This is a genomic window from Brevundimonas sp., from assembly GCF_046299535.1.
Lineage (GTDB): Bacteria > Pseudomonadota > Alphaproteobacteria > Caulobacterales > Caulobacteraceae > Brevundimonas.
Genome location: NZ_JBKBIB010000007.1, coordinates 115,272 through 135,500 on the forward strand (window position 1 = coordinate 115,272; position 20,229 = coordinate 135,500).

Sequence of the window (20,229 nt, forward strand, 5' to 3'; positions counted from 1 at the left end):
CCCCGGCTTTCACCGGGGCCTCTTCAGATCAGGCGAACAGCTTTTGCCAACGGCGCTTTTCGCGGTTCTTCCAGGCGCCCCGGTGATAGGCGTCCGAGCCGATCAGCGGCACCACCGTGGTGGCTTCGGCGAACACCATCTGCTCGTGGGTGGTCTGGACCTTGCCCCACGAGGCGGCCTCCTTGAGCGTGGAGGACGAGCAGGCCCCGTCGCGCACGTCGGCCACGGTGATCTGCACGGCGTACTTGTGCATCTCGGCCTCGACGCCGAGGATCTCGGCGCAGACCACGGTGTCCTGGGCGAAGTTCTTGGGAACCCCGCCGCCCACCATGAACAGGCCGGTGACGCCGGCGGCGATCTTGATGTCGGTCAGTTCGCGGAAGTCGGCGATGGCGTCCAGCATCATGTAGGGCTGGCGGGCGGCGGCCCGCTCCTTCTGGTGCTTGACCAGACCGAAGCCGGCCGAGGAGTCCACGAACGCCGGGCAGAAGATCGGCACGCCTTCTTCATAGGCGGTCTGGATCAGGCTGCCTTCCTTCTTGGCGTTGCCCTCCGACAGCCACTTGCCCATCTCCCAGATGAACTCACGGCTGGAATAGCCGCGTGGCTCCAGCCGGTTGGCGATCTCCAGAATGGTGTGGTCGCAGGCCTGAAGCTCTTCCTCGTCGATGTAGGTGTCGTAGATGCGGTCGATGTAGTTCTCGCGCAGCACGTTGTCGTCCACCTCGCCGGCGGCCTGGTAGTGCTTGAAGCCCAGGGCCTCGAAGAAATCCATGTCGACGATGGAGGCGCCGGTGGCGACCACGGCGTCGACCATGCCGAACTTCACCATGTCGCGGTACACATGCATGCAGCCGCCGGCCGAGGTGGAGCCGGCCAGGATCAGCCACGGCGAGCAGTCCTTGTCCTCGATGGCCATGTTGAAGATGTCGGCGGCCCGGGCCGTATCGCGGCTCGAGAACGACATCTTGCGCATGGAATCGATGATCGGACGGGCGTCGAAGGACGTGATGTCCACGTGCTCGACGGTGTTCTGGAGCAGTTGGGCTTTCTGGTTCGACTGAACGGGAGCGTTCATAGCAAGGGTTTCCCTTTGGTTTGAGCGCCCGTCTCTAGAAAATCGCGGGCCAGGACGGAGCGACCGACCCACGAATTGGTTCAATATCAGGCGACTTACTCGCTGCCCTCGCGTTCGATTACAAGAATGCGCGCTGCTCCGACGGGGTGGGCGACGTGTTCGTCGCCTGCCTCAGCGAAACAGGCGTCGCCTGCCTCCAGGTGCTGCACGCCTTCATCGCCGTCCTTCCGCCAGTGCATGTCGACCGCCCCGGTCATGACGATGAAGACTTCCGCACCGTCGTTGACGTGCCACCGATAGGGCTGGTCCGTCCAGTGAAGGCGAACCGTCGTCGCATCGACCTGTCCAACGTCGAGAGCGCCCCATGCACGGTCAGCCTGGAACGCGTTCAATCCCGAGATGAACTTCAAGGCTACTTCCTCCGGCGCTTTTGACCGGCCTTACCCTTTGGACGTGACAGACGTACGATCTTGCGGGCGTTCTCCTCGGCCGTGGTGCGCACGGTGGGGATGGAGCGCGGCGCCAGACCGTACAGCGAGGCCATGGGGGCGTCCTCGACCGCGGCGATGTCGTGCACGCCGTAGCCGTTGAAGCCGGTGGACATGGCCACGCCGTAGGCGCCCAGCATGCCGATCTCGATGTAGTCGCCCTCGCGCACATCGGCGGGCAGGTAGAACGGCCCTGGCATGTGGTCGATGGAGTCGCAGGTGGGGCCGTAGAAGCGGAAGGGCTTCAATTCACCCGCGCTGTCCCCGTCACGCACCAGCTTGACCGGGAACGGCCAGCGCGAGTGCGTCGCGTCGAACAGCGAGCCGTAGGACCCGTCGTTCAGATAAAGGGCGTCGCCCTTTCTCAGTTCGACCTGACAAAGGATCGAGGACGATTCCGCCACCAGCGCGCGGCCCGGCTCGCACCACAGTTCGGTGGTTTCCGAAACCGGCATCTCGTTGAAGCCGCGATGGATGGCGTCGGCGTATTCCTGCATGTCCGGCGGGACCATGCCCGGATAGACGGACGGAAATCCGCCGCCCACGTCGACGATATCCACGAACACGCCCGCGCGGCTGATGGCGCGGCCGACCTGGGCCATGGCCGCCTCGTAGGCCGAGGGGCGCATGCATTGGCTGCCCACGTGGAACGAGACGCCCATCAGGCCGTCCACCGTCGCCTGGCGCACGGCCAGCAGCAGCGACGGCGCGTCGTGCGGCGCCACGCCGAACTTGCCCGACAGGGTATAGGCCGCGCCGTCCGCCGACACCGCCATACGCACCATCAGGTTCAGATCCTTCGCGCCGCCGGTGGCGTCGAGAATTTTCTGAAGTTCATCGTGGCCGTCGAGCGCGAAGGTGCGGACGCCGTGGTCGAAATAGGCCTTGGTGATGGCCGACCGGCCCTTGACCGGGTGCATGAAGGCCAGGCGCGCGTCGGCGCTGACCGAACGCACCAGTTCGATCTCGGAAAGGGAAGCCACGTCGAACGCGGTGACGCCCGCCTCGATGAGGGTCTGGATGACCCACGCCGAAGGGTTCGCCTTCACCGCATAGAAGACATCGGCCTTCAGATTGTCCTGGAACCAGCGCGCCGCTACGGAAACAGAGCGCGGCCGCACGAGGGCGACGGGACGCTCAGGGGACCGCTCACGGACCAGGTCCAGGGGAAATTGGTACGTGCGCAATTCACGTAACCCCCTGCAAATTGTTAACCCAGACCGGCGTTAGCGGCGCAAGCATAGGGACCTACGGGGTCCGCCGGAGAGCGCGACATAAGGTTCATGGGCTGTCATGTAAAGTGACAATTTCCGGGCAGGTTCCGGTGTTTGTCGGGAGCCGCCGCCCGATCAGGCGCGTTGCAGGCCCCAAGGGAGGCCTTTCATGGACCGATGGTTGTTTGCGTGGCGGCGGCTCGAGCGCCGCATGTGGTTCCGCGCCTCGCTCTACGCTCTTGTCGGCGTGGCGGTTGCGTTGCTGGCCGTCGTGGGCGCGCCATGGGTGCCCGACGCCGTGGCGGATCGTCTGGGCGGAGAGTCGGTCGAGGAGATTCTCACGATCCTGGCCTCCAGCCTTCTGGTGGTCGCAACGTTTTCGCTGGGCGCCATGGTCACGGCCTATACGGCGGTATCCTCGACGGCGACTCCGCGCGCCGCAGTCCTGGTCACGGGAGATGAGGGAACCCAGAAGGCGCTGGCCACCTTCGTCGGCGCCTTCCTCTACGCCATCGTCGGCGTGACGGCGATCAACGCCAACTATTACGGCGCCGAGGGCCGGGCGATCATCTTCATCGTCAGTCTGGGCGTGGTGGCCCTCGTGGCCTTTCGCCTGCTGGCCTGGATCGGGCGGCTGTCTGATCTTGCCCGGGTGGGACACATGATCGGCCTGGTCGAGGGGTGCGCCTGTGACGCCCTGTCCGACCGGGCGCGACGCCCGCGTCTGGGCGGCGTGGCGGGCGCGCTGGAGGGCGGCTTCGAGATCACGGCGCCGGACACGGGTTATGTCCAGAACGTCGACCCGGACAGGCTTGCCGAGACCGCAGAGGCCCTGGACTGCCGGGTGCAGGTCACGGTTATGCCCGGCGCCTTCGTCCTGCGGGGCGACATACTGGCCCGCCTGGACCAGCCGGGCTGCGAAAAAAAGGCGCGGCGACGGTTTCTCTCCGCCTTCACCATCGGCCACAGTCGCTCCTTCGACCAGGATCCCCGCTATGGACTGATCGTGCTGGCGGAGATCGCAACCCGCGCCCTGTCGCCGGGCGTCAACGATCCCGGCACGGCCATTCAGGTGGTGGGCGCCGGCGTGCGCCTTCTGGACGGCTGGGCGCGGCCCGCCGGGCAGGCGGCCGACATGCCGGAGCCAAGCGCCCGGGTTCTCGCGCCTGCTCTCGACCCGGACGACCTGATGACAGATATCTTCGAGCCCATCGCCTTTCACGGAGCAGGCGATCCGGCGGTGCTCATCCGTTTGCGAAAAGGCCTGGCGGCCCTCGCCCGGGCATCGCCTGAACTGGCGCCGTCCGCAGCACGGGTGGATGGGCGGCTGCTGGCGCGGGCCGAGGCCGCCTTGCCGTCTGCACAGGATTTCACGGCGGTGGCGAACGCCCTGAACTAGATCGCGCGATCCGCCGCATCCGGATGCACTGGACGCAAAGCGGCCCGGCGTGTCATTAACAAGTCATCCGCGCCCGGCAGAAGGGGCGCTTGCCCTTTAGAACTCACCCGTTCCAGCAGCCCCCTGACGCGTTCATGAGCTCCCAGATCGCCGCCGTCGCAGATGTGCGCGACGTGTCCAAGACCTATGGCGCGCGCAAGGCGCTTGACGGCGTCACGGTTTCCGTCGCGCCCGGCGAGATGGTGGCCCTGATCGGCCCGTCCGGTTCGGGCAAGTCCACCCTGCTGCGCTCCATTACGGGCCTGATCCCCATCGACGGGGGCAAGGGCAAGGTCATGGTCTTCGGCGAAACCGTGCAGCAGAACGGGCGACAGGCGTCGTCCGTGCGGCGCACCCGCGGCAAGCTGGGCTTCATTTTCCAGCAGTTCAATCTGGTGGGTCGTCTCACTCTGTTCTCGAACGTGATGCTGGGGTCGCTGGGCCGCCTGCCCGCCTGGCGGGGGCTGTTCGGCCTCTGGCCGCCAGAGGACAAGGCCAGTGCCATGGCCGCCCTGCACCGGGTGGGGGTCGCCGACTATGCCGGCCAACGCGCCAACACCTTGTCCGGCGGCCAGCAGCAGCGCGGCGCCATCGCCCGCGCCATCGTCCAGGGGGCGAAGGCCATCCTCGCCGATGAACCGGTGGCCTCGCTGGATCCGGTTTCCGCCCGCAAGGTCATGGAACTGCTGGTCGAACTGAACCGTCGCGACGGCATGGGCGTGCTCGTCACTCTCCATCAGGTGGACTATGCGATCCGCTACTGCGAGCGGGTTATCGCCCTGAAGGCCGGCAAGGTGGTCTACGACGGCCCCTCGGCTCAGCTGGATCGCGCCACCCTCATCGACATCTACGGTCCCGAATTCGAGGACGCGTTCTGGGAGACACAGGCATGATCACCCGCCGCATCGCCACCGTCGTCGCCTCTCTCGCCCTGGCTGGCCTGACCATCTCTTGCGGCCAGGGCGGCACGGACGCCGACGGCGTCCCCACCGAGATCACCTTCTCGATCCTGTCGGCCGAGAGCCAGACGGAGTCGGGGCCTCTGTGGGAGCCGCTGCTGAATGACATGGAGGCCGAGACCGGCGTGCGCGTGCGCCCCTTCTTCGCCAGCAACTACAATGCCCTGATCGAGGCCATGCGCTTCAATCAGGTGCAGGTGGGATGGTTCTCCGCCCTGCCGGCGCTACAGGCCATTGACCGGTCGCAAGGCGAAGTCATCGCCCGCACCGTCGATGTGGAAGGCAATGACAGCTACACCTCCACCCTGATCGTCAGACGCGGCTCGGGCATCACCCTGGACCGGGTGCTGGCCTGCGACCGGTCGCTGACGTTCGGTCTCGGCGACGCACAGTCCACCTCGGGCACCCTTGCGCCCATGACCTATCTGTTCAGCCCTCGCGGCATCGAGCCCAGCGATTGCTTCCGCACCGTGCGCTCGGCCAACCATCAGGCCAACTCCTTTTCGGTGGCCACCGGCGTGCTGGACGTCTCCACCTCAAACTCGGTCAATACGGTGTTCCTGACCCGGAACAACCCGCAGATCATCGCGCAACTGGAGACGATCTGGGAATCGCCGCCGATCCCGGAATCCGGCATCGTCGTGCGGTCGGATCTTGACCCGGCCCTCAAGGAGCGCATCCGCAGCTTCTTCCTGACCTACGGCCAGGGCGAAGGCCCCGAGGCCGAACGCCAGCGGCAGGTTCTGGCCCAGCTCAACTATTCCCAGTTCCGCGCCGCCGACGGAAGCTATCTGGACCCCATTCGCGAGATGCGCGCCGACCAGGCCCTGCGCGAGGCGCGCGCTTCGGGCGACCAGGCCGCCCAGGCTGCAGCCCAGGCCCAATTGTCGGACCTGCGCGCCCGTCGTGAGGTCACGCCTTGACCGCCACACCGCTGTCGCCCGGAACGATCCCGGAGCCCCCGTCCCGCTCGGCCGGGGCCTGGGCCCTGGACATCATGCTCTGGGGCGGCCTTCTCCTGCTCCTGCTGATCAGCTTCGGCCCGGTGGACATGAGCCGTCTGCCGTTGCTGTTCACCAACACCGAAAACATTCGGCTTTACGGGCGCGAGTTGCTGAATCCGCCCATGCCCTGGGACAATCCCGCCCTCTGGACGCGGCTGGTGGGCCAGATGTGGCTGACCATCCAGATCGCCCTGTGGGGCACCTTCATCGCGGTGTTCCTGGCCATTCCCCTCGGCCTCGCGGCGGCGCGAAATATCGCGCCCAACTGGATGGTGTGGCCTATTCGCCGGGTCATGGACATTCTGCGGTCCATCCCGGATCTGGTCATGGGCACCCTGTTCATCGTGGCCGTCGGTCTGGGGCCGCTGGCGGGTGTGCTCGCCATCGCCCTGAATACGGCAGGGGTCCTGGCCAAGCTGTTTTCCGAGGCTGTGGAATCCATTGACCACGGACCCGTGGAAGGCGTGCGCGCCACAGGCGCCGGTCGTCTTCACGAGATTGTCTGGGGCGTGATCCCCCAGGTCGCGCCCCTGTGGACCTCGTTCGCCCTGTACCGGTTTGAATCCAACAGCCGGGCGGCGACGGTGCTGGGCCTGATCGGCGCCGGCGGCATCGGCCAGTTGCTGTTCGAGAACATCCAGTCGTTCAACTATGCGACGGTCTCGGCCATCGCCATCGTCATCGTCATCGCCGTCAGCCTCATCGACATGCTGTCCCAGGCCATGCGCAAGCGCCTGCTGTAACCCAACCGTCATCAGCACGCAGACGCCATGTCACATGCTCCGGGTAAGGACAGTTTGAGTTTTATCCAGGGAAACGGAGACTGAAGGTATGAGATCCTATCTGATCGTAGCGGCGGCGGCCGCCCTTCTGGCCGCTTGCGGCGACGGCGCCGGCGGCGGCGCGGGCGCTCAGCGCGACACCGTCTGGGTGGCTGGCTCTTCCACTGTTTTCCCGTTCACCACGCGGGTGGCCGAGAATTTCGCCCAGCGCACCGGCGGCGTTGCCCCGCGCGTGGAGTCCCTGGGCACCGGCGGCGGCATTTCCGCCTTCTGCGCGGGCGTGGGCCAGCAGACCCCGGACATCGCCAACGCCTCGCGCCGCATGAAGGCGTCCGAGTTCGACCAGTGCGTGGCCAACGGCGTCACCGACATTATCGAGATCATGATCGGCTATGACGGCATCGTCATCGCCACGGCCCGCAACGGCGCCGATTTCGCCTTCCAGGGCGGCGACCTCTATCTCGCCCTGGCGGCCCAGGTTCCGGGCGCCGGCGGCGATTTTGTGGCCAACCCCAATGCGTCATGGGATCAGGTCCGCTCCGGCCTGCCGGCCCAGCGTATCCAGGTTTACGGCCCGCCGCCCACCTCCGGCACCCGCGACTCCTGGCTTGAGCTGGGGATGGCTCACGCCGCGGACGCCGTGCCGCAATTGGCCGCCCTGTCCGTTACGGACAGCGCGCGCTTTGAAACCCTGGCCCACACCTTGCGCGAGGACGGCGCCTGGATCGACGCGGGCGAGAACGACAACGCCATCGTGCAGACCCTCACCCGCACCCCCGGGGCCCTGGGGGTGTTCGGCTTCTCCTTCCTTGAGCAGAACCGCGACGTGGTGAAGGCCGCCTCCATCGACGGCGTGGCGCCCACGGTCGAAACCATCGCTTCGGGTGAATACCCGATCAGCCGATCCATGTTCATCTACATCAAGAAGGCCCACATCGGCGTCATTCCGAACCTTGAACAATTCGTGGCCGAATATGTGTCGGAGAACAGCATGGGGCGCGGCGGCTATCTGCAGGATCGCGGCCTGATTCCCCTGATGCCGGACGCCTTCGCCGCGCAGCGCGAGGTTGTCGCCAACCAGACGATCATGACCCGCCCGGAAGAGTGACGGGACACGCCGCCTGAATGACAAACGCCGCGAGCCTTGGGGTTCGCGGCGTTTTTCTTGTCTGCCTTCGCGGGTGCCGCTCAGGCCGCCTTGCCGCGCACCTTGGCCAGGCGGCGCAGACGCCGCCAGAGCCGCGTTTTTTGAGGCTCCGGGTAGGGCTGAAGATTTTCCACGAACTGTTCGGCGGAGGCGCGCCAGCTGAACTTCTCGGCATAGGCGCGCACCGCTTCTGGATCGCATTCCAACGCTTCGAGACAGGCGGATTTCAGATTGTCGTCAATCGCGCCGGCGTTCGAGCCGGGGATGATGTCGATGGGGCCATGGGCCGGATAGGCGGCCACCGGGGTGCCCGCGGCCATCGCCTCCAGGATCACCAGGCCGAAGGTATCGGTCCAGCTGGGGAATACGAACACGTCCGCGTCGGCGAAACACCGGGCCAGATCCTCGCCGAACCGGGCGCCCAGAAATTTCGCCTGCGGATAGCGGGCCTCCAGATCGGCCCGCGCCGGGCCGTCCCCGACCACGATCTTGGTGCCCGGCAGGTCCAGCTTGAGGAAAGCCTCGATGTTCTTCTCCACCGCCACCCGGCCGACATTGAGCCAGAACGGTCGCGGCCAGTCCTTTCCGCCGAGGTCTTCATAGATCGGCTCGCGGTCGGGCCGGAACAGGTCGGTGTCCACGCCGCGCGACCAGGGCGAAACGTTGCGAAACCCGTGCTCTTCAAGCTCGTCGCGCAGGGTCGGGGTGGCGACCATCAGCCGTCCGGACGGCTTGTGAAACCACTTCATGTAGGCGTAGCCCACCTGGACCGGGATCGGGAACCGGGCCGAGACGTACTCGGGGAATTTGGTATGATAGCTGGTGGTGAAGGGCAGCTTCCACTCCACGCAGATGCGCCGCGTGGCGATGCCGATGGGCCCCTCCGTGGAGATATGCACGGCCTCAGGTTCGAAGGCGCGCAGCCGCTCCCGGATTTCCTCCTCGGCGCCCAGGGCCAGACGGATTTCCGGATATGTGGGGCAGGGGATGGTCTTGAATTGACCCGGCTCGATGACCTCCACCTCATGACCCATGGCGCGGCATTCGGCGACCGTGCGGGTCAGGGTGCGGACGACGCCGTTCATCTGGGGTTCCCAAGCGTCGGTGGCCAGTACGATGCGCATTAAGAGCTAGAGCTCCCCGTTTCCGAAGGGCGACAGGATTAACGCCTAACCGCGACAAACGCGAGACATGATCCGCGTCCGGAAAGGGAGTCTCAGATTGGCAGGATCGGGATGCTCTTGATCTCCTCCATCACAGCATAGGTGCGGGTCTCGCGCACCCCGGGCATATGCACCAGGACGTCGCCCAGAAACGCGCGATAGGCGTCCATGTCCGCCAGCCGCGCCTTGATCAGATAGTCGAAGCCGCCAGCCACCATGTGGCACTCCATGATCTCCGGCGTCATCCTGGCCTGGGCGGCGAAAGCGTCGAACAGTTCGCCGGTGGTGCGGTCCAGAACCACCTCAATGAAGATCAGCAGACCCCGTCCCACCGCCGCTGGATCGATCAGGGTCGAATAGCCCAGGATCACCTTGCGCTCGCGCAGCCGCTTGACCCGCTCCAGACAGGCCGCGGGCGACAGGTTACAGCGCTTGGCCAACTCGGCGTTCGTGATCCGCCCATCCAGTTGAAGAGTCTTCAGGATTCGGCGATCGGTCGCATCCAAATCATGCATTCGGCGTTCTCGCTTCCAAACCAAATTATGTTCGGTCTCAGCGGGTAAGATACAGAGGATATTTCCTCCCGCCCAGCGTATGGGGAGCGATCACTGCCGGAGTCGATACGCGTGACGAACTGGGACGCCCTGGATCAATTGAAGTTCCGCGACGAGCGCGAGGCCGTGGCCGACCTGCTTGCGCGCATGCCGCTGGACCCGGTCGAACGGGGCGCCGTGGTGGCCGAGGCCATTTCTCTGGTCGAGCGCGCCCGCGCCGCCGCAAATCGGCAGGGGGTCGTCGAGGGATTCCTGCAGGAGTACAGCCTGGGGACCCGGGAAGGTCTGGCCCTGATGTGTCTGGCGGAGGCGGTGCTGCGCACCCCGGACGACGACACCCGCGATCGCCTGATCGCCGAAAAGATCAGCTCCGCCGACTGGGCCAGTCATCTGGGTCAGTCCGACAGCCTGTTCGTCAACGCCTCCACCTGGGGCCTGATGCTGACCGGCAAGCTGGTGGACGTGGACGATGACGCCCGTCGTGACCTGCCCGGCTTCCTGGCGCGGGTGGCCGGTCGCATCGGCGAGCCGGTGATCCGCCAGGCGGTGGTCACGGCGGTCAAGATCATGGGCGAGCAGTTCGTGCTGGGCCGCAACATCGGCGCGGCCCTGAAGCGGGCGGACCGCCACGACTGGCTGTGCAGCTTCGACATGCTGGGCGAGGGCGCCCGCACCGCCGCCGACGCGGAGAACTACGAGCGCATCTACGCCGGGGCCATCGAGGCGGTGGGCAAGGCCCGCGGCAAGGGCGAGGGTCCGGAGGACGGGCACGGCGTCTCGGTCAAGCTGTCGGCCCTGTCGCCCCGGTACGAGGCCATTCAGGAAGGCCGGGTCTGGGACGAGCTCTATCCCCGCCTGCTGCGCCTCGCGAAGCTGGGGGCGAAGTACAATCTGAACTTCACCATCGACGCCGAGGAGGCCGACCGTCTCGTCCTGTCGCTCAAGCTGCTGGACCGGCTGGCCCACGAATCCGAACTGGGCGACTGGACCGGTCTGGGCCTCGCGGTTCAGGCCTATCAGAAGCGCGCCCCCCAGGTCATCGCCCTGATCGCCGACCTTGCCCGGCGGTCCGGCCGGCGCCTGATGGTGCGTCTGGTCAAGGGCGCCTACTGGGATACCGAGATCAAGCGCGCCCAGATCGCGGGCCGGGTGGACTATCCCGTCTTCACCACCAAGCCGGCCACCGACCTCAATTTCCTCGTCTGCGCCCAGGCGATGATCGAGGCCGCGCCCCACATCTATTCCCAGTTCGCCACCCACAACGCCCACACCCTGGCGGCTGTGAACCGCATGGCGCGGGAGCGCGAGGTGCGCATCGAGTTCCAGCGCCTGCACGGCATGGGCGAGGCGCTCTATGACGCCGCGCGCCACAGCTGGAACGAGGGCGCCGAACCGGTGGTGCGCGCCTATGCGCCTGTCGGCGGCCATGAAGAGCTGCTGCCCTATCTGGTGCGCCGTCTGCTGGAGAACGGCGCCAACTCATCCTTCGTCCACGCCCTGCTGGACGAGCGGGTCCCGGCCGGCGACGTGGCCGCTGACCCCATCTCCGCCGTCGAGGCCCAGCCCGACCGTCACCCCAAGCTACAGGCGCCCAGAGACATGTACGGAAATCGTCTGAATTCCCTCGGCCGCGACTACTCGCAGGCCGAAGACCGCGAAGTCCACGCCCGGACGCTGGAGGCGCTGGACCGTGAGAAGCTGAACGCGGGCCCCTTCATCGGCGGCGCCCTGAAGGCCGGCGAAAGCCCCCGGGACGTGACCAGCCCCTGCGACCGATCGCGTATCCTGGGCCACGTCTCGGAGGCGAGCGCCGCCGACGTGGATGAGGCCGTCGAACGGGCGGCGAAGGCGCAGCTGGCGTGGGACCGGGCCGGCGGCGGCGCCCGCGCCGTGGTCCTGCGCGCCATGGGCGACGCGCTTGAGGCGGACATGGACCGGCTGATCGCCCTGCTGTGCCGCGAGGCGGGAAAGACCCTGGACGACGGCGTGGCCGAGGTGCGCGAGGCGGCCGACTTCTGCCGCTACTACGCCATGCTGGCCGAGCAGCAATTCGGCGGCCCCGAGGACCTGATCGGCCCGGCGGGCGAGTCCAACCGTCTGGTCCTGCACGGCCGTGGGGTGTTCGCCTGCATCAGCCCCTGGAACTTCCCGCTGGCCATCTTCACCGGTCAGGTGGCCGCCGCCCTGGCCGCCGGCAACGCCGTACTGGCAAAGCCTGCGGAACAGACGCCGCTGGTGGCCTGCGAAGCGGTGCGCCAATTCCACAAGGCGGGTCTGGACCCCGATCTTCTGGCGCTGGTCCCCGGTCGAGGTGAAACAGTGGGTGCGGCCCTGGTCAATCACCCGGGCATCGACGGGGTGGCCTTCACCGGCGGCACCGAAACCGCCTGGGCCATCAATCGATCCATCGCCGCCCGTCAGGGCCCGATCATCCCCTTCATCGCTGAAACGGGCGGGCTCAACGGCATGTTCGTGGACACCACGGCGCTGCGCGAACAGGTCATCGACGACGTGATCGCCTCGGCCTTCGGATCGGCGGGCCAGCGCTGCTCGGCCCTGCGCATACTGTTCATCCCCAAGGCCAACGCCGACGATTTCATCCAGCGCCTGGCCGGCGCGCTGAAGACGCGTGTGGTCGGCGACCCGGCGGATCCGTCCACGGACATCGGCCCGGTGATCGATGCGGACTCCCGCGAAATTCTGGAAAAACACGTTCAGAGGCTGGAAAAGGAAGCGAAGATCGTCGCCCGCGCCGATCTGCCCGAAGGCGCCGAGCGGGGCGACCTTTTCGCGCCGGTCATCGCCGAGATTCCCGCCCCGGACTTCCTGGAAAAGGAAGTCTTCGGCCCGATCCTGCACATCTACCGCTACGACCCCGACAATCTGGAGGATGTGGCGCGCAAACTGGCGGCGCGCGGCTATGGCCTGACCCTGGGCGTGCACAGCCGCATCGACGCTTTCGCCGCCGACGTTATGGATCTCGTGCCCGCAGGCAACGTCTATGTGAACCGCTCCATCACCGGGGCGGTAGTGGGCGTTCAGCCCTTCGGCGGCGAGGGCCTGTCCGGCACCGGACCCAAGGCGGGCGGACCGAACAGCCTGATCCGCTATGCGGCGGAAAGGGCCATCAGCGTCAATATCGCGGCGCAGGGTGGCGACCCGGCCCTGCTCAATCTGTGACCGGGCGTTGACTCCGCGTTAGGGGGCGAGCGGGCAGAATGCGCATTGAACGCCGCCCAGGGGCGGTCAGACGGGCGTATCCATGGCTAATGACGCCGCTATTCGGGACGAGGCATTCGCCGACGCCGTCCGCCGTCGCCGCAAGAACCTGCCCATCCGCATGGGCGTGGGCGTGGTCGGCGTGCTGGTCTTCTCGCCGGTCATCGGACCTCAGATATCCCTGGCGTGGATTGCAGTTTATTTTCTGGTCCAGTTGATGGACGCCTTGGCCTGCGCGCCCATTTCCTCGGGCCAGGCCGACACACTGCCGCCATGGCGCAAGCTCATCGCCGGGGTCGCAATCGCGGCCAGCACGGCCGTCTACGGCTTTTTCGCCTTGCCTCTGTGGCATCTGGGCGGCCTGGCGGGCGGCATCTGCGCGGTGCTGATCCTGACGGGCGGGATGATGAACGCTCTGGTGGTGTCGGGCAGGTCCTCTTTCATGCTGGGCCTGAATCTGACCCCGCTGGTCCTGTATCTGGCCGCGACCCCCCTGCTCATGCTTGCCCAAGGGGCGGGACGGGCGGCGGCTACGGCCGCGGCTGTCATCTGCGTGAGTATCCTCGCCTTTGTCATGGCCGCCTACGCCAGCAACGCGCGCCTGGCTGAATCCGAGCGCGAAGCGCAGAGAGATTCCGACCGTCGTCGTCGGGAGGCGGAGGCCGCCGTTGCGGGAAAGTCCGCCTTTGTGGCCACGATCAGCCATGATCTCCGAACCCCTCTTTCCGCAATTCTTGCCGGGGCCCACGAACTGGAGCTCCGGGCCCAGGACGCATCCTCCCGCCAGAACGCCGCCCTCATCGGCGAGGCGGGGCGGATGATGAAGACCTTGCTGGACCATCTGCTGGATCACGCCAAGCTTGAGGCGGGACGTCTGGAGATGGAGGCCCAGACCTTCAATCTGCGTCAACTCATGGCGCGCACCATTCGCCTGTGGCAGCGGGAGGCGGTCGAGCAGGGACTGCGTCTGCGACTGGAGGGCGCGTCGCAAACCCCGGCCTGGGTGACCGGCGACCCCACCCGGCTCCGTCAGGTGCTGAATAATCTGGTCTCCAACGCCCTGAAATTCACCCAGAGCGGGGACGTCACCGTCCGCATTCGGGCGTGGGAACAGGATCCCGACGCCGCAGCCCTTATCATCGAGGTGATCGACACAGGCCCCGGTATGGATGCGGACCAGCTGGCGCGGCTTTTCACGCCTTTTGACCAGACCGACAGCGGCGTGAGCGCGCGCCATGGCGGCACCGGTCTTGGCCTGAGCATCAGCCGGGATCTGGCGCATTTGATGGGGGGGCGACTGACGGCCCGCAGCGCAAGGGGGCAGGGCGCGGCCTTCACCCTGGCCCTGACCCTGCCCAGGGCCCCCGCCCCCGACGGACCGCCTGTTGAGGCGCCGGAAACCCGGGATCGTAGTCCTCACAATCGGCCCTTGTCCGACCGGGCGCCTGCCAAGCCGACGCCGGAGATGACCACGAGACTTGATCCGGCTCCCTCGCCGGAACCTGCAGACCCCGCGCCGAAAATCCTGCCCGACGATGAGGCGCTCCCCGGAGGCGAGGGCGTGGATGCCGCAGAGACTTCCGCAGACCGGCCTCTGAAGGTGCTGGTCGTGGACGATCACGAGATCAATCGCCGCGCCATCCAGCTGATCCTCATGCCTCTGGGCGTCGAGATCGCCACGGCCGTGGACGGCCTGGCGGCCCTGACGGCCGCTGAGGTGCAGACGTACGATGTGATCTTCATGGACGTGCGCATGCCCGAACTGGACGGCCGCGAAACCACCCGGCGCCTTCGCGCTGGAGAGGGGCCGAACCACAAGACGCCGATCATCGCCGTTACCGCTGACACCGCCCAGGGCGACATCGACGCCTGCATGGCGGCCGGCATGGACTATTTCGTCTCAAAACCCCTGACGCCTGCGGCGCTTATCGGCGCGCTGGATCATGTTCTGGTCCAGGCGGCCGCGAACCGCGAAACCGAGGCCGCCTAGGCGGCGAGGAAGGATTGCAGGCGAGCGGTCAGGGCCGGGCGGTCCTTCATTTCGCACTCCCAGATCACCAGGACGCGCCAGTTGTCGGCGATCAGCAATTCGAGCGCCATCCGGTCCCTTTCCCTGTTCCGTCCAATCTTGGCGCGCCAGTAGTCCGCGTTGGACCTGGGCTCGCGAGCGCCCCGTGCGCAATCATGCCCGTGCCAGAAACAGCCATGGACGAAGATGACGGACCTTCGCCCTTTCATGACCACATCCGGCCGGCCGGGCAGACCCGCGCCGCCCAGCCGGTAGCCGACGCCGAGCGCTCTCAGCGCCCGGCGGACAGTCATCTCCGGCCCCGTGTCGCGGCCCTTCACCCGCCGCATGACGGCGCTGCGCTTCTCGGGGGTGAACACGTCGGTGGTCATGACTGCGGCGTCAGCGCCTTGCCCTCAAGCAGCGAGCCGCCGAGCGGCGAGCGATAGGGCAACCAAGATGCCCTCAAGCAGCGAGCCGCCGAGCGGCGAGCGACAGGGCCCTTATCAAGACAACTGCGTCAGCAGATGCTCGGCAGAGGACACCTTGAATTCGCCGCCCTGCTCCACATTGAGCTCGGTCACCACGCCGTCCTTGATCAACATGGAATATCGTTGCGAGCGATGGCCCATGCCGAAGCCGGTGGCGTCCAGCTCCAGGCCCAGCTGCTTGGTGAAATCGCCGTTGCCGTCGGCCACGAGCAGGATGTCGTCGCCGCTGAGGCCCTGTTGCTCAGCCCAGGCGCCCATGACGAAGGGGTCGTTGACCGACACGCCGACGATCCGGTCCACGCCCCTGGCCTTCAGTTCGTCATGCTTGTCCTTGAAGCCCGGCAGGTGGCGGGCCGAGCAGGTGGGCGTAAAGGCGCCGGGCACCGCGAACAGCGCCGTGGTGCCTTGTCCGAACAGTTCGGCGGTCTTCACCGGCCTGGGGCCCTCCGGCGTCATGGTGGCGAGGGTGGCGTCAGGCAGGCGGTCGCCGGGCTTGATGGTCATGGATGGCTCCTGGGCTGGGCTGTGATCGTTTGTGGAGGAAGCGCGCCGCGTTTCCTTCGATGTCGTGACAGATAGAGGCGCAGGGTGACCATTCCAAGCGGCCCAAAGCAAAAGGGCCGGCGTTTCCGCCGGCCCTTTCAGAATGCTCGTTCGCCCAGCCGATCAGGCGGAGGCTTGTTCCGCCAGCTTGGCGCGGACCTGACGCTTGATGCGCTGGGCCTTGATCGACAGTTGCTCGTCGCGGGCCTTGACGATGAACACGTCCAGGCCGCCCTTGTAGTCCAGGGTGCGCAGGGCGGCGTTGGAGATGCGCAGGGAGAACGTCTGGCCCAGCGAGTCCGAAGCCAGTTTGACCGTCTTCAGCGACGGCAGGAACCGGCGCTTGGTCTTGACATTGGAGTGGCTGACGCTGTGGCCGACCATCGGGCCGATCCCGGTGAGTTCGCAACGACGCGACATCGTCAAAATCCTTGGCAGGCGGGCGGGCTTGTCAGCCACGCGGCGCATGAAACAATGGCGCGCAGGACAGGGCTCCCGCGCGAGAGGGGGCCGTATAGGCGCACCCACCCCTTTGCGTCAAGGGCTTGGAGTCTTTCACCCCGAGGGGGAACGGCCATTGTTCAGCCGCCGTTCAACCGCCATCTGTAGGATCGCCTGTCAACATAGCCGCATGAAAGAGCGACCATGACGACCATGACCACAAAACGACGCGCCATCACGCTCGGCTCCGGCTTCGCCGCTGCGGCCGCCCTGATGGTTGCGGCGCCCGGACCCCAGGCCCAGACGCCGGCCAGCCAGCCCCAGCCGGGCTACTGGGAGTACACCACCAGTGTAATGGGCGTGCGGGATACCGAACAGAAGTGTGTGCGCCCCAGCGAGATCAACCGCTTCTTCAACGGCCTTTCCACGCGCCGCTGGCAGTGCACCTATCCGGTGCGCGAGGTGGGCGGCGGGAACTCCCGCTTCGAGGGCACCTGCCAGGACCGTCGCGGGCGAACCGTCAATGTGCGCCTCAACGGCCCGTATACCAGCGAAAGCTTCCGCTTCACCGGCGGCGCCCAGTTGACCCGCGGTACGCCCTACATCCCGGCCAGCATCACGGCCCGACGCATTTCGGCCCAATGCCCCGCGGGCGCGGAGTATTTCTGAATCCAGGGAGTCGCCGGGGATCAGTGCTGATCCCCGGCGATCGCCGCCTCGACGCGCTGCAGCAGTTGCGTGAAGGTCAGGTCCGCCGGATTCAGTCGCACGGCTTCCCGCGCCGCATCGCGGGCTTCATCCATCCTCTTCAGCAGGAACAGGGCGCGCGCCTTCAGCCAGTGCGCCTGCGCCGTCTCCGGCTGAAGAGTCGTGGCCCGTTCGGCCACCGCAAGCGCGGCCCCGGCGGCCGAGGCCCGCTCCTGGGTCAACAGTTTTCGCCCCAGAAAAACCAGCGCGATGGCCGGGACGTCATCCATGAGCGACATCCGGCGCAGCACGCCCAGGCCCTCCTGGTCGCGCCCCAGTCGATACAGTTGCCGGGCATGAACGAACAGGTCGCCGTGATCCGCGTCGGGCAGCGCGGCCAGCCGTTCCGTCACCACCGCCGCCCCGGCCTCGTCCCCGATTTTCCTGCGGTGGGACAGGCAGCGCGTCAGGAAGGCCCGGTTCGACATCCGGCGGATGATCAACTGAGGCCGCACATCCAGTTGATAGGACCGCAGCAGCAGCGTCTCCATCCCGTCTCGCGCATCGCCCGTCGTGGTCTCATGCAGCTGCAGCAAATGATCGACCATGTCATGAGATCGCCGCTCCATGGCCAGCAGGCCGGAGCGCCGCTTGTCCTCGTTAGAGACCTCGGCTGTCCGCACGCCCTGATCCGCTCGCCATGCCTTCAGGTGACTTTGCACACGCCGGAACACCGCCTCTTCATCGCGAGTGTTCACCCAGTACTCGTTCAGCAGGAAGCCCAACTGGCGGCGCGTGCGCTCAGGCTGGGAGGCGACCGGAGTATCGAACGCCGCCGCCATCTCCTCGAGCCCGGACAGGGGTGTGGTCATGTGGGCGTATTCGCTGCCGGCCACGGTGAAGACCGGCTTGCCGTGAATCAGCGCCTGAACCCCGACCCCGGAGTTCGCCGCCACAACCGCCCCGCTTGATGTGATGAGGTCATGAACGGAGGCGTCTGACACCGTGACGAAGTCAGAGCGCTGCGCCAGTTCCAGGGCCTTGGCGATGTGGTCAGAGCGACAAAGGGGGTGCCGCTTCACAACCACCGGCCGCTGCAGACGGTCCGCCGTGCGTCCGAGCGCCTCCAGCACTTCGAACTGGGCGAAGCGACTGAGCTTCAGCACCTCATCATCGTTGACCTGCATCGGATAGAATACGGCGAAGCTGTCCGCAGGGTCTTTCCCCCGCTCCCGAGCGGGCTGGGCGTAGCGCGACAGGTTTTCCGATCGGAAGCGATGTTGATAATCGGCGATGACGGCGTCCGCCGCAGCCAGATCGTAATCTGCGCCGGCGGCCTGCAAGACCGGGTCGTGGGCGAGGGCGCACCAGCCGCTGTAGCCCCGGGGGTCCAGATACCAGAGATCCGGCAGGGCGGCGCCCTTGATGCAGTAGGCGCCGGGCCCGGGCTCACGCGCATGATAGGCGTAATGCAGCCCCTCTTTGGGGTCAGGTCGTTCCAAGGTGTCTGAAAAGGGCCGGAACGGCCGCGCGACAATCTCGCAGCCCAATCGGGAAAGGGCGGCGAAAAGACTGACATAGGTGGTGCGTACATCGGCCCGGTCGGGGTCATCCGATTTCCAGAAATAGTTCGGAATATCGACGAAGACCTTCACGGCGTTCTCCCGCTTTCCACCGGGCCGACTTCTCCCGCGCGTCGCCGGCCTCCGCAAGCCGCTGTGCGTGTCATGCGATGGCGCGCAGAGGTCTCAAACAGAAACGCCCGACCTTTACGGCCGGGCGTTCTGAACTCATTCAGGAACGGGGGGCTCAGGCTGCTTCGGCCGCAGGCGGCGTGATCGCCTTCTTGGCGCTCAGCGACTTGGCCAGCAGGGCCACGGCCTCGTCCTTGTCGATGCGGTTGGCGGCCGCCACCTCGCGGGCCATGCGGTCCAGCGCCGATTCATAGAGCTGGCGCTCCGAATAGGACTGTTCCGGCTGGCTCTCGGCGCGGTGCAGATCGCGCACCACCTCGGCGATGGAGATCAGGTCGCCAGAGTTGATCTTGGCCTCATATTCCTGGGCCCGTCGCGACCACATGGTGCGCTTGACCCGGGCGCGGCCCTTCAGGGTGCTCAGGGCCTTGGTCACCACGTCCTCGGCGGCCAGGGAGCGCAGGCCGGCGGTCTTCGCCTTGGCGGTGGGAACGCGCAGGGTCATCTTCTCATGGTCGAAGGTCACCACATAGACCTCCAGCGACATGCCAGCGACCTCCTGGGTCTCGACCGCCGCCACCTTGCCGACGCCGTGCGCCGGATAGACCACGCTGTCGCCGACCTTGAATTCCAGACCGCTCTTGCTCGTCATATCAATTCCTTTCAGCGGCGAAGACGGGGCGCTCGTTCAGGGCATGCGAAGCTGTGGCCAGCGATCCGGGATCGCCGACAATCATCCTGCAAAAACTAGAAACGAGAACGGGACACCCAACCTCTGGCCGATCCCGCCTTCCAGGGCGGGATTCTTTAACGAACGCGGGCGGCGCGCTGTAAAGCGACGACCGCCCGACCCAATGAGCGATAATCTATCACAAAACCGCACAATTTCAAAATGTCCGCGTCGCGCGATCGGACATTGGCCGACGATGGCGACCATGGCGGAATTGAGGCGCGAAGGCGGGGTCAGGAACCCTTGCCGGGGGCCGTGGAGAAATACTTCTCGAACTTGCCCGTCTCGCGCTCGAACTGCTCCTTGCCGGCCGGCGGTTCGCCCTTGACGGTGATGTTGGGCCAGACCTTGGCGTACTCCGCGTTGATCTGCAGCCACTTGCCGTCGGGCTCGTCCTCGGTGTCGGGCTTGATGGCGTCCACCGGGCACTCCGGTTCGCACACGCCGCAGTCGATGCATTCGTCCGGGCTGATGACCAGAAAGTTCTCGCCCTCGTAGAAGCAGTCCACGGGACAGACCTCCACGCAGTCCATGAACTTGCATCTCACACAGGCGTCGGTGACGATGTAGGTCATCGAGGATCGCGGGT

19 protein-coding genes are annotated in these 20,229 nt (G+C 66.4%); 8 read left to right on the plus strand and 11 right to left on the minus strand.

Annotation, left to right across the window (positions count from 1 at the left end; all coding sequences use genetic code 11):
* Positions 1–28: 28 nt before the first annotated feature.
* The 3 genes from ACK4FB_RS07340 to ACK4FB_RS07350 all read right to left on the minus strand — a co-directional run bounded on the left by ACK4FB_RS07340 (position 29) and on the right by ACK4FB_RS07350 (position 2,753).
* Entirely contained in the window at positions 29–1,078 is a 1,050-nt protein-coding gene (locus ACK4FB_RS07340; protein WP_409749876.1) for a 1,9-bis(guanidino)-5-aza-nonane synthase, read from the minus strand.
* 95 nt (positions 1,079–1,173) lie between these two features.
* Positions 1,174–1,488, minus strand: a complete 315-nt coding sequence (locus ACK4FB_RS07345; RefSeq protein ID WP_409749879.1) for a cupin — start codon at positions 1,486–1,488, stop codon at positions 1,174–1,176.
* A 2-nt stretch (positions 1,489–1,490) separates the two neighbouring features.
* On the minus strand, positions 1,491–2,753 hold the full coding sequence (locus ACK4FB_RS07350) for a type III PLP-dependent enzyme (protein WP_409749882.1): 1,263 nt from the start codon (positions 2,751–2,753) through the stop codon (positions 1,491–1,493).
* 196 nt (positions 2,754–2,949) lie between these two features.
* Between ACK4FB_RS07350 and ACK4FB_RS07355 the strand changes: the two genes are divergently transcribed.
* From ACK4FB_RS07355 to ACK4FB_RS07375, 5 genes are all read left to right on the plus strand, one after another.
* Positions 2,950–4,179 carry a DUF2254 domain-containing protein gene (locus ACK4FB_RS07355; RefSeq protein WP_409749885.1) on the plus strand — a complete coding sequence of 410 codons (1,230 nt, stop codon included), beginning with the start codon at positions 2,950–2,952 and terminating at the stop codon, positions 4,177–4,179.
* Positions 4,180–4,313: 134 nt separating this feature from the next.
* Complete coding sequence (gene phnC / locus ACK4FB_RS07360) at positions 4,314–5,111, plus strand: phosphonate ABC transporter ATP-binding protein (protein ID WP_409749888.1); 798 nt, start codon at positions 4,314–4,316, stop codon at positions 5,109–5,111.
* Entirely contained in the window at positions 5,108–6,100 is a 993-nt protein-coding gene (gene phnD, locus ACK4FB_RS07365; protein ID WP_409749891.1) for a phosphate/phosphite/phosphonate ABC transporter substrate-binding protein, read from the plus strand. Before phnC ends, phnD begins: the two co-directional genes overlap by 4 nt.
* A complete protein-coding gene (phnE, locus tag ACK4FB_RS07370; protein ID WP_409749894.1) occupies positions 6,097–6,924 on the plus strand; it encodes a phosphonate ABC transporter, permease protein PhnE in 828 nt (275 codons plus the stop codon). The genes phnD and phnE overlap by 4 nt, the downstream gene beginning before the upstream one ends.
* An 88-nt stretch (positions 6,925–7,012) precedes the next feature.
* Positions 7,013–8,071, plus strand: a complete 1,059-nt coding sequence (locus tag ACK4FB_RS07375; protein ID WP_409749897.1) for a substrate-binding domain-containing protein — start codon at positions 7,013–7,015, stop codon at positions 8,069–8,071.
* An 80-nt stretch (positions 8,072–8,151) separates the two neighbouring features.
* Here the strand turns inward: ACK4FB_RS07375 and ACK4FB_RS07380 are convergent, their stop codons facing one another.
* The gene (locus tag ACK4FB_RS07380) at positions 8,152–9,234 is read right to left on the minus strand and encodes a glycosyltransferase family 4 protein (protein ID WP_409749900.1); all 1,083 of its coding nucleotides are present in this window, start codon (positions 9,232–9,234) and stop codon (positions 8,152–8,154) included.
* A gap of 92 nt (positions 9,235–9,326) precedes the next feature.
* On the minus strand, positions 9,327–9,788 hold the full coding sequence (locus ACK4FB_RS07385; protein ID WP_409749903.1) for an Lrp/AsnC ligand binding domain-containing protein: 462 nt from the start codon (positions 9,786–9,788) through the stop codon (positions 9,327–9,329).
* A gap of 111 nt (positions 9,789–9,899) precedes the next feature.
* On the opposite strand from ACK4FB_RS07385, the gene putA reads away from it, so the two are divergent.
* Positions 9,900–13,007, plus strand: coding sequence for a bifunctional proline dehydrogenase/L-glutamate gamma-semialdehyde dehydrogenase PutA (gene putA, locus ACK4FB_RS07390; protein ID WP_409749906.1), 3,108 nt, complete (start codon positions 9,900–9,902; stop codon positions 13,005–13,007).
* An 82-nt stretch (positions 13,008–13,089) separates the two neighbouring features.
* The gene (locus tag ACK4FB_RS07395) at positions 13,090–15,036 is read left to right on the plus strand and encodes an ATP-binding protein (protein WP_409749909.1); all 1,947 of its coding nucleotides are present in this window, start codon (positions 13,090–13,092) and stop codon (positions 15,034–15,036) included.
* Here the strand turns inward: ACK4FB_RS07395 and ACK4FB_RS07400 are convergent.
* The 3 genes from ACK4FB_RS07400 to rpmB form a co-directional block, all read right to left on the minus strand.
* The gene (locus tag ACK4FB_RS07400; protein ID WP_409749912.1) at positions 15,033–15,446 is read right to left on the minus strand and encodes a very short patch repair endonuclease; all 414 of its coding nucleotides are present in this window, start codon (positions 15,444–15,446) and stop codon (positions 15,033–15,035) included. The two genes, ACK4FB_RS07395 and ACK4FB_RS07400, sit on opposite strands and share 4 nt — an antisense overlap.
* A 114-nt stretch (positions 15,447–15,560) precedes the next feature.
* On the minus strand, positions 15,561–16,049 hold the full coding sequence (locus ACK4FB_RS07405) for a peroxiredoxin (RefSeq protein ID WP_409749915.1): 489 nt from the start codon (positions 16,047–16,049) through the stop codon (positions 15,561–15,563).
* A gap of 162 nt (positions 16,050–16,211) precedes the next feature.
* On the minus strand, positions 16,212–16,508 hold the full coding sequence (gene rpmB, locus ACK4FB_RS07410; RefSeq protein ID WP_409749918.1) for a 50S ribosomal protein L28: 297 nt from the start codon (positions 16,506–16,508) through the stop codon (positions 16,212–16,214).
* Between the two features lie 225 nt (positions 16,509–16,733).
* On the opposite strand from rpmB, the gene ACK4FB_RS07415 reads away from it, so the two are divergent.
* Entirely contained in the window at positions 16,734–17,198 is a 465-nt protein-coding gene (locus tag ACK4FB_RS07415) for a DUF3617 domain-containing protein (RefSeq protein ID WP_409749921.1), read from the plus strand.
* A 20-nt stretch (positions 17,199–17,218) separates the two neighbouring features.
* Here ACK4FB_RS07415 and ACK4FB_RS07420 read toward each other — a convergent pair whose 3' ends face one another.
* From ACK4FB_RS07420 to fdxA, 3 genes are all read right to left on the minus strand, one after another.
* Positions 17,219–18,871, minus strand: a complete 1,653-nt coding sequence (locus tag ACK4FB_RS07420) for a hypothetical protein (protein ID WP_409749924.1) — start codon at positions 18,869–18,871, stop codon at positions 17,219–17,221.
* Positions 18,872–19,025: 154 nt separating this feature from the next.
* Complete coding sequence (locus ACK4FB_RS07425; RefSeq protein ID WP_409749927.1) at positions 19,026–19,562, minus strand: CarD family transcriptional regulator; 537 nt, start codon at positions 19,560–19,562, stop codon at positions 19,026–19,028.
* Positions 19,563–19,873: 311 nt separating this feature from the next.
* Positions 19,874–20,215: a ferredoxin FdxA gene (gene fdxA, locus ACK4FB_RS07430; RefSeq protein WP_409750038.1), complete on the minus strand. Its 342-nt coding sequence runs from the start codon at positions 20,213–20,215 to the stop codon at positions 19,874–19,876.
* Positions 20,216–20,229 lie beyond the last annotated feature (14 nt).

Coding starts and splice junctions, on each gene's coding strand:
- ACK4FB_RS07375 (WP_409749897.1), top strand. CDS start 7,013: ATGAGATCCTATCTGATCGTAGCGGCGGCGGCCGCCCTTCTGGCCGCT.
- ACK4FB_RS07415 (WP_409749921.1), top strand. CDS start 16,734: ATGACGACCATGACCACAAAACGACGCGCCATCACGCTCGGCTCCGGC.
- phnD (WP_409749891.1), top strand. CDS start 5,108: ATGATCACCCGCCGCATCGCCACCGTCGTCGCCTCTCTCGCCCTGGCT.
- ACK4FB_RS07395 (WP_409749909.1), top strand. CDS start 13,090: ATGGCTAATGACGCCGCTATTCGGGACGAGGCATTCGCCGACGCCGTC.
- fdxA (WP_409750038.1), bottom strand. CDS start 20,215: ATGACCTACATCGTCACCGACGCCTGTGTGAGATGCAAGTTCATGGAC.
- ACK4FB_RS07355 (WP_409749885.1), top strand. CDS start 2,950: ATGGACCGATGGTTGTTTGCGTGGCGGCGGCTCGAGCGCCGCATGTGG.
- ACK4FB_RS07380 (WP_409749900.1), bottom strand. CDS start 9,234: ATGCGCATCGTACTGGCCACCGACGCTTGGGAACCCCAGATGAACGGC.
- ACK4FB_RS07340 (WP_409749876.1), bottom strand. CDS start 1,078: ATGAACGCTCCCGTTCAGTCGAACCAGAAAGCCCAACTGCTCCAGAAC.
- ACK4FB_RS07400 (WP_409749912.1), bottom strand. CDS start 15,446: ATGACCACCGACGTGTTCACCCCCGAGAAGCGCAGCGCCGTCATGCGG.
- ACK4FB_RS07385 (WP_409749903.1), bottom strand. CDS start 9,788: ATGCATGATTTGGATGCGACCGATCGCCGAATCCTGAAGACTCTTCAA.
- ACK4FB_RS07405 (WP_409749915.1), bottom strand. CDS start 16,049: ATGACCATCAAGCCCGGCGACCGCCTGCCTGACGCCACCCTCGCCACC.
- phnC (WP_409749888.1), top strand. CDS start 4,314: ATGAGCTCCCAGATCGCCGCCGTCGCAGATGTGCGCGACGTGTCCAAG.
- rpmB (WP_409749918.1), bottom strand. CDS start 16,508: ATGTCGCGTCGTTGCGAACTCACCGGGATCGGCCCGATGGTCGGCCAC.
- ACK4FB_RS07425 (WP_409749927.1), bottom strand. CDS start 19,562: ATGACGAGCAAGAGCGGTCTGGAATTCAAGGTCGGCGACAGCGTGGTC.